This window comes from Streptomyces sp. NPDC055966, from assembly GCF_042269865.1.
In the GTDB taxonomy this organism is placed as follows: Bacteria; Actinomycetota; Actinomycetes; order Streptomycetales; family Streptomycetaceae; genus Streptomyces.
The window spans coordinates 14074-26250 of sequence record NZ_JBHJYK010000027.1 but is presented as its reverse complement, the minus strand read 5'-3'; the positions used below and the strand labels follow the sequence as shown (position 1 = coordinate 26250).

Genomic DNA, 12177 nt, shown 5'->3' with positions numbered 1-12177 from the left:
CGATCGCACGTGCCGGTTGCCGACGGTTGCTCCGAGCGAGTGGCACGAGCTGGTGCCGCGCTCGGCGTGCGTCGTGTCTCCCCGCCGCGGCGTGGCCGACCCCGCGTCATCAGCGAGGCCACGAGGCCGAATCCGGGCGGCCGAGGGCGAGGAAGCGTCGGCGGCCGTATCCCCACTGGTCGGTGACGCTGAGGGCAAGGTCTTCGGCGATCCTGTGGAGCGCTGGTCGCCCGACCCGCGCCCAGGGAAAGTACGGACCGCTCTGGCCTTGGAGGTTCTCGAACCGGACGATGCACAGCTCTTCGACGTCATGGGGGTCGACCTCGACGACGAGGCGCCCGGTGGGGGCGATGAGTTCGCCACAGCGGCGCAGCAGGCTATGGGGGTTGCCTCCGATGCCGATATTGCCGTCGATGAGCAGTACCGTCTTCCAGCCTCTCTCGGCCGGCAGCTGGTCGAAGACCGATCGGCACAGTGCGAGCCCGCCCAGGGCACAGGTCAGGGCGACCGCGCGAGGTGTGATGTCGACCCCGAGGGCGAAGACTCCGCGGCTCAGGAGTGCTCTGCAGATGCGGCCCGGGCCGCATCCGACGTCGAGGACGGGGCCGATGCAGTGTTTCAGCACGGTCTTGTCTGCCGCCGTGGGCTGCTCGTGCCAGCGGTGCACCGGCATCCGGATGCGGCGCCCGTCGGCCAGCCGCAGGAATACCGGTTCAGGGCCGGGTCGCAGGGCGAGCGCGTAGGGATCCTCGTCGGCGTCGTACGGCTCGTCCTCGTCCGCTGTCACGGTGCTGCGCCATGCCCTGCGGCGGGTCGGCTCTCGTCGCCGCGGCCGGCCTGCCTCAGGCGGCGCAGTCTCATCGCGAAGGCCGCTGCGGAGGCGGTGAAGAGCACGGCGGTGATCGCCAGCCATCGGCCGAGGTAGACGTTGTCGGACAGAGCGGTGTCGCCGGGGTAGGGGACCGCCAGACGCAGGACGAGGGGGAACCAGACCAGCAGGAGCAGACCTGACAGGAAGGCGGGAACGCGCAGGTAGTTGATCCACGGCACCGTCGGTCCGGCGGGGGCTCGGTGCCGCAGTACGGAGAGAGCCGACAGGTCGGCCAGCGAGTACAGGGGCAGCAGGATGAGGTCGTGGAGGATGGCCGCACCGACGAACCAGATCGCCACCTCCCAGGGCCGTACGGCGAACAGGCGCACCATGGCGTAGCCGGTCAGGGCGAACGAGGCGATCAGGACGAGCAGGTGCAGGGAGCCGGAGCCGTACCAGCGGACGATTCGTGCCATGGTCACGCCCTGAAGGTGAGCCGGTGGACCCACTTGGTGTTGTTCACGCCGGGGTTGGCCGGGACGATGATGCGGGCCGGGTAGCCGTGGTCGAGTGAGAGATGAGCGCCGTTGACGCGGAGGGCGAGCAGCGCTCGGGGGTCGTGGATCTGGTTGCCGCGCAGCACCACCCGGGTGAAGGGGCCGGGGGGTTGGATGGACTGGACCAGGACGCTTGCGGCGTCGGGCAGTCCGGCCAAGGCGGCGAGGTCGGCCAGCCTGAGGCCGCTCCAGTGCTGGTCCTCGGTGGACCATCCCTCCACGCAGGCGATCGGCAGTGCGGCGGCGTGCTGGGGCATCGCCAGGAGCTGCTCGCGGGTGAAGACCCGTGGCGCTCCGCGTCCGTGGACCTCCAGCCGCCAGGTGGGGCCGACGAGGGCGGGGGTGACGCCGACTTTCGCCGCCGTCTTGTTGATCTGGAAGCTGTTCGGGCCGCTGCCCGGGTCGCGGTTGTGTGGTGCGAGCAGCGCGGTGGCGCGCAGCCGGCCGCCGATGCTCTGTCCCGCGGTCACGACGAACAGGAGCAGCGATCCCGCTCCCACCATGCCCACCGCGCCGCGGCGGGTCATCGTGGGCGGTGCGGGAGAGGCTGCCACCAGGCCGTCGGGATCGGGGGGTTCGGGCACGGTGTGGGCGAGGTCGGTGCGCAGTTCGGCGCCCAGGCTGCGCGAGCGCAGAGCCCGCGTCATCCGGCCGAGTCTGAGGCACACGTGGACGACGAAGGCGGCGATGAACACCCAGGCGCCGTAGAAGTGCAGGCGGTAGAACGAGCCCGGGAAGACGTAGTACAGCTGGATGTTGACGATGCCGGTGACGAACTCGAAGATGACACCGCCGACCAGCATCAGCAGGGAAAGCCGCTCCAGGCCGTGGGCGATGGAGCGCACCGGCAGCCATTCGAACAGCTTCGGGATCACCGACCACAACTTGGCCAGCAGCACCGGCACCAGCACCACGCCCAGCGTCACGTGCACGCCCTGGAGCAGCCGGTACAGCCAGTACGGATGCGTGGGCCAGCTGAAGAGGTAGAAGCCCAGGACACCCTTGTCGGCAGTCTCGTCGTTGAGGGGGCTCAGGTCAGGGTTGTAGGAGGCGTAGGAGAGCAGCCCGGTGACGAAGAGCAGCGGGATGCCGATCAGCAGCACCAGGCCGAACACGGACGTCAGCCAGGGGCCGCGGATGGGACTGCGCCAGAAGCCGGGGCGGAACGGTCCCGGGGGCGGAGGAGCCTGCTCGGCCCGGCGCACGAGGGCCCTGGCACGAGCGGCCACCTTGGTGGCCCGCGCCGCCGCGGCAGCACGAACGCGCTCGAGGCGCCCCTGCGCGTGACCCTCGTCCGATCCCCGCCGCTGCGACCCGCCGGAGCCCGCAGCCGGCGGCCGTCCGCCACTGTCCAACGACTGCCTCCCCTATACCCAGACCGTCTCTCAACGTGGGCATCGAACCCCACCGCTCCATCAGGGCCTGTCAAATCGTCAGCCACACACCGGCGCAGATCGGGTCGACTCTCCGCGCCTGTCGTGCATGCGGGCGTCTGCCGTCAGCCGAATGGTTGAACCGGCGCTCCGCACGGCTCGACGGGTCGCACGGCGGCCCCATGATGGTGGGGTGCGACGCCTCAGCGCACGACGCAGCGCCACCACCTGGCTCGGCCGCACCGCGCTGACCAGGGAAGCGTTCTGGTTCGTCGTGATCGGCGTCGCCTCCACGGCGGCCCAGGCCATGCTGTACGCGCGGCGAAAACGGCCGAGAGGGGGTGTCGCGCGGCGGTTCAGTCCGCCTGCAGCGCGAGCATGGGTGACGTCGTCGCCGTGCGGGAGGCCGGCAGGACGGAGGCTGCCAGTGCGAGGATCAACGCGACCGCGACCGTGAGAGTGAGCTGGCCGTAAGGGATCGTGGGGATGCTGAGGTCGGGCAGCGCACCGAGGAGCAGGGTGCCGTAGAGCGCGCCCAGAGCGGTGCCCGGGACAGCCGCGTACAGGCCCAGCAGTCCGGCCTCCCAGGCCAGTACGGAGCGCAGCCGCGAACCGCGCATGCCCACAGCGCGCAGTACGCCGTTCTCACGGGCGCGTTCCATGACGGACAGGGTCAGTGTGACCGCGACGCCGACGAGCGAGACCAGAACGGTGATGCCGACCAGGCCCAGGGCCATGATCCGTAGGTCGCCGATCGACTGCCGGGTGGTGATGCGGTCCTCACCCGTGTAGGTGAGGTGCAGCGCTGGGTCGAGCGGCAGGACACGGTCCAGGGGGCCGCGCAGGGACGCCGGGTCGGCGCGGTCGGTGGCGTTGACGTACAGGGATCGTACGGACGCGTGGGGAGCCAGCTTCGCGAAGTCCTGTGGGAGGAGGGCGATATCACCGAGGGCGGGGTTGTTCGCGGGATGGATCCGGGCCGCCTGGGCGCTGATCGTCTTGCCGTCGGCCGTGCGCACGGAGATCCTCTCGCCGGTCCGGACGCCGAGAGCCGCCGCCGTGGTCGTGGACAGGCTGGCCTGTCCGGGCCGCAGCGTTCCCCGGTCAGGGACGGGGACGGTGCCGGTGAGCAGTTCGGGCACCGCGCTCGGGTCGATGCCGTGGATCTCGTAGTCGCGGTAGCGGCCCCTGGGCCCGGCGGCCGAGCCGTCGCCAACGGTGACGGGCACCACGGCGCCGGTCTCGGGCAGCGCCCGGACGTCTCTCACCACGTCCGCGGTGAGAGCCGACTTCCCCGTCCGCGGAACGTCGATCACCACGTCGGCCGGGTCACGCGCCGCCAGCCGCCGGTCCATGCCGTTCTGCACGGAGGTCAGCGTCACGAGCACCGCGGCGACCATGCTGATGCCCAGCATCAGGACCACCGCACAGGCCGCGCTGCGGCGTCCGGCGCGGCCGAGGTTGCGCAGCGCCAGCGCGCCGTCCAGCCCGGCCACCGCCCGTACGGGCCGGTGCGCGACGCGCACCGTGGCGCGCAGCAGCGTGGGCCCGAGAGCGAGGAAGCACCCGAACAGGGCGATTCCTGAGGCGACGGAGCCGATGGCCGCCGCGCCGGAGTCCGCGCCGCCGCCGAACTCGGCCGCCGTGCCGAGCAGCAGCGCAGCGGCCAGGCAGAGCACCCCGGTCAGCGTGCGCACCCGGCCGGTCCGGTCCGGAGCGTTGCGGGTCGCCGCGCTGGACAGCGCGGTCACCGGCGCAATGCGTGCCGCCGCCCAGGCCGCCGGTGTGGCTGCGCCGACGGCGGCCAGCACCGAGACGAGCACACAGCCGAACAGGGTCGGCACCGGCAGCTGCGGGCCCGGCAGGCCGCTGAGTGCGGTGACAGCGGCGGCGCAGCCGACGGCCGCACCGACCCCGAGCATTCCGGCGACCAGCCCGGCGAGCGCCGCCTCCGTCAGCACGGACCGCATCACCTGCGCCGGGCGGGCGCCGATGCAGCGCAGGAGGGCCAGCCGCTTCTGGTCGCGGGCGAGCAGCACCCGGAACGTCGTGGAGACGATCACGGTTCCGGCCAGCAGCGCCACCACGACGAAGGCGGTGAGCAGCGTGGACAGTGCGCCGACGGAGCCCCTCTCGCTCCCCTTCGTGCGTATCTCGGCACCGGTCCAGGTGGTGAAGCCCGCGCCCAACTCCTTGCCTGCCATAGCCTTCACCTCGGCGGCGGGGCGGTCGCCGGCGCGCAGCAGCGCCTGCTGCCAGCCTTTGGTGCCCAGCCATGTGCGGGCGTTCGAGGGGGTGGTGAACACCCCCGTAGCCAGGGCCTGGGGCGCCTGCACGACGGCCGTGATCGTCACGGTGCGCGGTGCGCGGTGCCGGGTCGCGGAGGTAAGCCAGGATTCCTGCGGCACCAGGGTGATCCGGCTGCCGACGCCCAGCCCCCGGCGCTCGCCCATCGCCTTGGTCACCGCGACTTCTCCGGGCCGCTCGGGCAGGGTGCCGCGCACTGGGCGGACGATGGCCTGGGGCCCTGTCAGCGCCGTACCGATCAGCGGGTACGGGTCACGGCCGGCGCCTTCGACGAGTGCCTCGCCCCTGGCGACCGGCTGCGCCTCGGTCACCCCCGGAAGGCTGGTCAGCCGCGCCAGCCGTGCGTCGTCCAGCAGGTGCTCGCCGTCAGTACCGACGACCACGCTCGTGCCCGCCGCCACGGTGGACAGGGTGTCCCCCAACTGCCGCTTCAGCGTGGCGGTGAAGACTGTGGAAGCGGTGAGGAAGAAAGCCGTCACGATCAGTGTGCAGCCGGTGAGAAGCAGCCTGGACGGCCGCTGCCCGATCCTGCGTACGGTCGCCGAGACCAGTCCCGATGCTGGTGTCGTCATCGTCATCTCCCCTTCAGCTTCTGCAGGGCATTGAGGACGGTCTCGGGGGTGGGCGCGTCGAGGCTGCCGCCGACCCGGCCGTCGAGCAGCAGCACGACCCGGTCGGCGTACGCGGCGGCGGTCGGGTCATGGGTCACCATGACGACGGTCTGGCCGAACTCGCGTGTGGAGTAACGCAGGAACTCCAGTACGTCGCGGCCCGACGAGGCGTCCAGATTGCCGGTGGGCTCGTCGGCGAAGACTACGGCCGGCCGGGCCGCCAATGCCCTTGCGATTCCGATGCGCTGTTGCTGGCCGCCCGACAACTCCGAGGGCTTACGGTCCAGTTGGTCGCCGATCTGCAGTGCGCCCACGACCGTGTCCAGCCAGTCGTGGTCGGGACGGCGGCCCGCGATCTCCAACGGCAGCAGGATGTTCTCCGAGCCGTTCAGCTCCGGCAGCAGGTGGTACTGCTGGAAGACGAAGCCGATACGATCGCGGCGCAGGTCTGTCCGTTGCCGTTCGGACAGTGCGGTGATCTCGGTGTTCTCGATGGTGATCGTTCCGGAGGTCGGCCGGTCGAGGCCGGCCAGGCAGTGCATCAGGGTGGACTTCCCGGAGCCGGAGGGTCCCATGATCGCCATGAATCGTCCCTGGGCGATCCCCAGATCGACCCCCCGCAGAGCGTGCACCGTCGCTGTCGCGCCGCTGCCGGCCGCCCCGGGGCCGTACACCTTGGTGACGCCGGCGGCGCGGATCGTCGTAGGAGTGAGCAGGTTCGCGGTCATCGGATCAGTTCTGCACGCTGACGTTGCACGACAGGTTGCCCTTGGCGTCGGGCTTCTTCTCTTCCTTCAGTTTGCCGTCGACATAGATGCGGCAGACGGTGCCGGGGGCCGCGTCGCTGACCGAGACGCTGTTGAAGCCGTAGCCGACGTTCTGTGTCCTGGTCCAGGGCAGCTGCTTCCCGGTGTCGTGCTTCGGCACGGTCTCACCGGAGAAGTTGTAGTCGACGTTGACGCTCCCCTTTCCGGTCACCTCCAGCTTGACGTCCCAGCTGTCGCCGAACAGGCCGCAGCTGGTGAGTGACAGGGCTGCCACGGCCGAAGCGCCCGCCAGCAGGGCGGACTTGACGTAGACACGAGACGTGCGGGACTTCATGGCGTTGGCCTGCACTGCAACTCCTTGTGATGCGCCGTCGTTGGGTGTGCCCCAGTCTGGATCGCGGCCCACGGGTGCCGGTGCGGTCGAAAGACGGCATTCGGCAAAGCCGCATCGGCCGAAAGTACGTATGTGGCCGGCTCAAGCCCGGTCGGGGGCACTCCGCAGAAGGCGCGAGGCTGTGTCCATGTGCGGCTCCGTCCGACTGAGGGGTACCGTCTCCGGGCCGAACGGCCGTCTATCCTTCGCGCCATGTTCCCACTGCGCCCGCGCTCCGCCCCGGGGTCCCTCGCCATGGCCGGCCCCTGCGCTCTTCTCCTGCTCCTGGACGGGGCAGTGGTCAGCCGCAGTGGCCTCGGCGCCGCGTTCCTCGCGAGCGGCGCCGTGGTGTCGGGCCTGGCCGCCGGGACGCTGTACGCGTACCGGACCGGACGGGAATGGCCGGCCGCGGCACTGGCCGCCACCGCCGCGGCTGTCTCGCTGCTGATGACCTCGCTGGTGGAACGTACGGTGCTGCAGCGCACCCCCGGTTGGGCCGAACTCCTCGGACTGCTGGTGCTGTTGTGTCTGACCTGCCGGTACGGACGGCGGTTGCCGCTCGTCCTGACGGCGGTGGGGCTGTTCGTGGCGGTGGTGCGCATGCAGGGCCGGGCTCCGGCGCTGACGGACCTGCCCGTGCTCGACCGGATCGACGGGCTGTTCACGCTGCTGCCGATCGGCTTCGCACTGCTGGGCGGCTATCTGCGGGCGGAGGACGGCAGACGCCGGGCCGCCACCGAGCGGGTGCGCCAGTCCGAGCGCCTCGATCTCGCTCGCGACCTGCACGACCACGTGGCCCACTACGTCACGGCCATGGTCGTCCAGGCCCAGGCCGGAGAACACACCGTGGAGCGCGATCCGGGTACGGCGCGGGAGCTGTTCGCGAACATCGAGAGGACCGGCCAGGACGGGCTGGTGGCGATGAGCCGTATGGTCCGGCTACTGCGGGACACCGGTGACGCGGGGGCGGCACCGGTCGCACCCGCCATGACGACGGTCGAGGCGCTGGTGCACCGCTTCTCCAGCCCCGGGCAGCACGCCTGGCTGAACGTGGCCGACGGAGTGGACAGCTCCACCTGGTCGCCGCAACTTGCCAAATCCGTCGAGCGATTGGTGCAGGAGGGTCTGACCAACATCCGCAAACACGCCCGCACGGCCACCACCGTGCATGTCCTGCTGGCCACCGAGGGGGACCGGCTGGTCGTCCGTGTGCGCGACGACGCGGCCCGGCCACAGCGCGGCCGGATGCGGTTCGGTCCGAGCGGCTTCGGCCTGGTCGGCCTCACCGAGCGGGTGGCCGAACTGGGCGGTGAGCTCACCAGCGGGCCGATGCCCGAGGGCGGCTGGGAACTGGCGGCTTCCATACCCATGCGGTGACGGACTCCGCCACCAGGACCCTTTGGGGGTGACGGAGCCGGAGGCGTTCGCCCAGCTCAAGCAGGACCTTGCGGTGGTGGTGAGCGCCGAGGCCCTCTTCACCCTCACCGACCTGTGCGGGCTCTGTCCCGACGACGCTGTCGCCAGCGCCGTGCGGACCGCAAGGACACTGACCGGGGCCGCCCTCCGCTGAGTTCAACTCAACGGGCAGAATTCGACAGAGACCTACCCCGTGAAGCGACGGAGTGAAGAAGCGCCGTGAGTGTCTCAGTGGTGATCGCCGACGACCAGGAGATGGTGCGGACGGGCTTCCGTCTCATCCTGGAGAGCCAGCCCGACATCCGAGTGGTCGGGGAAGCCGCCGACGGCGTGCAGGCCGTCGAAGCCGTACGTCGGCTGCGGCCGGACGTGTGCCTGATGGACATACGTATGCCGAAGCTCGACGGCCTGGAGGCCACGAAACTGGTGCGCCAGGACTCCGGAGGCGCGACATCCCGGACGAAGGTCGTCGTCGTCACCACCTTCGACCTCGACGAGTACGTCTACGGCGCGCTGCGGGCCGGCGCCAGCGGCTTCGTGGTCAAGAACTCCGGCCCCCGGCTGCTGACCGAGGCCGTGTACGCCGCCGTCAACGGCGACTCCCTCATCTCTCCCTCCGTCACGGTGCGGTTGCTCGAACACCTCGGCAGTTCGTCCCCCGCCGACACCAGGGCCGCGGCCGCGAGGCGGCTGACCGCGCAGGAGCTGAAGGTGGTGACACTGGTCGCCCGTGGCCGCACCAACAACGAGATAGCCGAACAGTTGACGCTCGCCCTCAGCACCGTCAAGAGCCACCTCAGCCGCATCCAGGACAAACTCCAGGCTCGCAATCGCGTGGAGATCGCGGCGTGGGCCTGGGAACACGGGATCGTGGGCTGAGACCGGGCCGGCGGCCGCACTAGAGGGTCTTCCTCGTCTGTTCCACGACCTCGATGAGGAGGTCGGTGGCGATGTCCGGAGCGGTCACGAGCGGCGTGTGGTCCACGTCGTGGACCCGCACCGTGGAGCCCACGCGCTCAGCCATGAAGCGCTGGTTCTCGGCGGGGATCATGCGGTCCTGTTGGGCGAGCAGGTACCAGCTCGGGAGGACCTTCCACAGCGGACGACCCACCGGGGTGCTGATCGCGGCTGCCGCGATCGGACGCTGGACCGCGCGCAGCAGGGCCTGCTCCTCGGCGGTGGCCAGGTGCGCGAACGCGTTGGGGAACGCCTCGTAGGGCAGCCAGACGAGGCCGCGCTCGTTCGGCGTCACGGCCGGCGCGTCGGGGTGCGGGGTGCCGCGCATGAAGACCTCGTCGACGGCCTCGCCCTCGTCCGGCGCGAGCGCCGCGACGTAGACCAGCGCACGGACACTGTCCGCCGTGGTCGATCCGATCACCCCGCCGGCATAGGCGTGTCCGGCGAGGACGACCGGCCCGCCCACGTGCTGAAGGGTGTCTTCCAGGGCCGCCACATCATCCTGAAGGGACGTCAGGGGCAGCGGCGCAGCGACGGCGCGGATGCCCTGAGCCTGGAGCCGGGCGATGACCTTGCTCCAGCTGGAACCGTCCGCCCATGCGCCGTGGGGGAGTACGACCGTGATGTCCGCTGACATGCTGAGACTCCTTGGTTACGAGAGCTGGTGGTGCGCGCGTTCCCGCGCGGTGACTGGACAGTGGAGGGCTGCCGGACCCGGGAGATCGTGCGAGACGCACCCTTCAGGGGTCCTGTGGCGGTGCGGTGCTAAAACTCGCGAGGAAGGTGCGGCTCGCCGCGCTTCCATGCCGCTGGTGCCTGTCATTCCTCAGGGCCGCCACGGTGACCGCCGGTACCGGTAGGGCACGTCTCCGGCGGTTCCTGGGCGCCGATTCCCCGCGTTCGTCGAGCCGAATGAAGAGGTTTCGGACGTTTTCATAGTGTCTGAGGGCTTGCCAGTTTCATGCCAGACAGGTTGGTGAGGTCCCTCCGAGAGCCCGGAATCCGCTCGCAGCGGGCCATGCTGGGTCCCGTCCACAGGTCACGCGCTCCCCCCAGGGAGGAGCTCCCTGCGGTCCGCTGTCAGGGGCTCGCCGTCCGGCCTGTCCTGGTTCCGTCCGGCCGGTTGAAGCCGGCTGAAAGGAGACCCCCTTGACCATTGACGCCACCGCCGAGCCGTTCTCCCTGACCCCTCGCGAACGGCAGGTCCTCTCACTTCTGGCGGCTGGGGGAACGTACCGGGAAATCGCCCGGAACCTCGGTGTCAGCCGGCACACCGTGGACACGTATCTGCGCCGGCTCCGCACCAAGACGGGGAGTGCGAACCGCACCCAACTCATCATGCTCGCCTTTCGGCACGGCTACCTCTCCTGAACCGACACAGAGCGGAGCCCCGGCCTCCGGGACCGGAATTTCGTGACTAGCCGGTCTTGCGGAGATACGGAAATGTTGTTCCCGGGCCGAGGAAAGGCCCACGACGCCAGGGGCGAATGCGCCGGCCACCGAGAACGAGGAGATGCGGGCATGCGCGGGAACGAACGGGGAGCGAAATCAGCACTCCGCGATCGGCTCCTGCCGGAAACCATCCGGCATGCCGAAGCCATCCCGTTCTACGCCGAACACTGGGGTAGGTCCGCCTCAGGAGAGATCGCCACGACGAACGCCCTGGCCCAGCTGCCGGTGGTCGGACGGGACGAGTTGGCCGAGCACGGCGACCGGATGGTGCATCCGGAGCGGACGCCCAGTGTCATGCTCCACAGCACCGGTACGACGACCGGACAGCCGGTGCGCCGCTTCCGGTGCGCCGAGGAATTGGCGGCATTGGACTCCTTCCGGCACCGTCTGAGCGCCAAGGCCCGGGCGCGAAGGGGTGAGAGCAATCCGATCGTCCACTTCACGACTCTGTCGGCCCGCCACCATGGTGCTGTCCTCGGTGCCCGCACCGGCGCCCAGCGTGCAGTGTCGCTCAGTCTGCTGACAGCCCGGGAGGTGGAGCGGTCAGTTGCCCTGTTGGCCCGCGACCGCCTCTTCCCCGATCTCCCGGAGCACCTCTGTGAATACGAACTGAGCGGATCGCCACAGGACTTGACGCTCCTCGCCATGGTGCTGTCCGAGCCGGGGAACGAGGCCGCGCGGCGCAGAATCCGGCGGATCGTCGCTGTGGCGGACTTCCTCTCCCGCGCCCAGCAAGATCTTCTGACCCGGACCGTGCCGGAGTCGCGACGAGTCGTGCACCGCTACAGCCTCTCGGAGGTGGCGGGAGGTGCCACCCGGTGCGAGCGCTGCTCCCTGTTTCACTTCGACGCGATCGTGGTGCCCGAGGTCGTCCCCCTGGACGGGGGCGATCCGGTGCGTGAGGGGGTGGGCCGCCTGGTGCTGACCGAGCTGTATCCCTTCTCGCAGGCGCAGCCGCTGATCCGCTATGACACCGGCGACCTGGTCGAGGCGGTCCGCTCCGACTGCGACGCCGGCGAGCTGTCAGTGGCCCTGCTGGGCCGAACCGCTCTCGTGCCGACGGTGCGCGCGAGGGGCGGCCGCGTACCGGTCTTCAGGCCCTACGCGTTGCGGGAGACCGCGGAGCGGCTGCCCGAGCTGTGCCACGCTCCTGTGTCGAGTCTGGCCCCCTGGCAGTCCACGGCGGGGACGATCCCGTTGGTGGCCTGTGAGTTCCGGCCGGCAGCGGGGCGTGCGCCGCACCGCCTGACAGTGCGCGCCGCGGTCGGGTTCCCGCCCCGCCTCCTGCCGGAGGCCGCCGCAGGGGTCTTGGAGCAGTTGCGTGCGGCGGTCCTCGCCTCCTCACCCGAACTGATGCACCTGGTGACCGAATGCGCCTGTGAGCTGCGTATCGAGATCACCGGTGACTCCTCCGCCGTCCCGCCGCTCGCGACCCGCTGAGTGCGACGGCGAACCCATGGATTTCCGGACCACGTATGTGGGCCGGATGGTACGGGCCTGCCGGCGAGCAATTCCCGGAACCGATGGCCGTACCAACCTCGGACGGAATTTTG

General features: G+C 70.3%; 12 protein-coding genes. 5 read left to right on the top strand and 7 right to left on the bottom strand.

What is annotated here, in order from left to right; all coding sequences use genetic code 11:
- Positions 1–109: 109 nt before the first annotated feature.
- The 6 genes from ACFC8N_RS40510 to ACFC8N_RS40485 form a co-directional block, all read right to left on the bottom strand.
- On the bottom strand, positions 110–787 hold the full coding sequence (locus ACFC8N_RS40510) for a class I SAM-dependent methyltransferase (RefSeq protein ID WP_376294326.1): 678 nt from the start codon (positions 785–787) through the stop codon (positions 110–112).
- Complete coding sequence (locus ACFC8N_RS40505) at positions 784–1287, bottom strand: hypothetical protein (protein ID WP_376294541.1); 504 nt, start codon at positions 1285–1287, stop codon at positions 784–786. The genes ACFC8N_RS40510 and ACFC8N_RS40505 overlap by 4 nt, the downstream gene beginning before the upstream one ends.
- A gap of 2 nt (positions 1288–1289) precedes the next feature.
- On the bottom strand, positions 1290–2597 hold the full coding sequence (locus tag ACFC8N_RS40500; protein ID WP_376294324.1) for a molybdopterin-dependent oxidoreductase: 1308 nt from the start codon (positions 2595–2597) through the stop codon (positions 1290–1292).
- A 500-nt stretch (positions 2598–3097) separates the two neighbouring features.
- On the bottom strand, positions 3098–5620 hold the full coding sequence (locus ACFC8N_RS40495; protein WP_376294322.1) for an FtsX-like permease family protein: 2523 nt from the start codon (positions 5618–5620) through the stop codon (positions 3098–3100).
- 2 nt (positions 5621–5622) lie between these two features.
- Positions 5623–6387 carry an ABC transporter ATP-binding protein gene (locus ACFC8N_RS40490; protein ID WP_376294319.1) on the bottom strand — a complete coding sequence of 255 codons (765 nt, stop codon included), beginning with the start codon at positions 6385–6387 and terminating at the stop codon, positions 5623–5625.
- 4 nt (positions 6388–6391) lie between these two features.
- Entirely contained in the window at positions 6392–6775 is a 384-nt protein-coding gene (locus ACFC8N_RS40485; RefSeq protein ID WP_356025304.1) for an MmpS family transport accessory protein, read from the bottom strand.
- Positions 6776–7012: 237 nt separating this feature from the next.
- Between ACFC8N_RS40485 and ACFC8N_RS40480 the strand changes: the two genes are divergently transcribed.
- The 3 genes from ACFC8N_RS40480 to ACFC8N_RS40470 all read left to right on the top strand — a co-directional run bounded on the left by ACFC8N_RS40480 (position 7013) and on the right by ACFC8N_RS40470 (position 9094).
- On the top strand, positions 7013–8176 hold the full coding sequence (locus tag ACFC8N_RS40480; protein ID WP_376294316.1) for a sensor histidine kinase: 1164 nt from the start codon (positions 7013–7015) through the stop codon (positions 8174–8176).
- 28 nt (positions 8177–8204) lie between these two features.
- Positions 8205–8369, top strand: coding sequence for a hypothetical protein (locus tag ACFC8N_RS40475; protein WP_356025300.1), 165 nt, complete (start codon positions 8205–8207; stop codon positions 8367–8369).
- Positions 8370–8470: 101 nt separating this feature from the next.
- Positions 8471–9094 carry a response regulator gene (locus ACFC8N_RS40470; protein ID WP_376294539.1) on the top strand — a complete coding sequence of 208 codons (624 nt, stop codon included), beginning with the start codon at positions 8471–8473 and terminating at the stop codon, positions 9092–9094.
- Positions 9095–9113: 19 nt separating this feature from the next.
- On the opposite strand, the gene ACFC8N_RS40465 is transcribed toward ACFC8N_RS40470, so the two are convergent.
- Positions 9114–9809, bottom strand: coding sequence for an alpha/beta fold hydrolase (locus tag ACFC8N_RS40465; protein WP_376294314.1), 696 nt, complete (start codon positions 9807–9809; stop codon positions 9114–9116).
- 512 nt (positions 9810–10321) lie between these two features.
- Between ACFC8N_RS40465 and ACFC8N_RS40460 the strand changes: the two genes are divergently transcribed.
- Both ACFC8N_RS40460 and ACFC8N_RS40455 read left to right on the top strand, forming a co-directional pair.
- A complete protein-coding gene (locus tag ACFC8N_RS40460) occupies positions 10322–10543 on the top strand; it encodes a helix-turn-helix transcriptional regulator (RefSeq protein WP_356025294.1) in 222 nt (73 codons plus the stop codon).
- Positions 10544–10693: 150 nt separating this feature from the next.
- Positions 10694–12064, top strand: a complete 1371-nt coding sequence (locus tag ACFC8N_RS40455) for a hypothetical protein (protein ID WP_376294312.1) — start codon at positions 10694–10696, stop codon at positions 12062–12064.
- Positions 12065–12177: the final 113 nt, after the last annotated feature.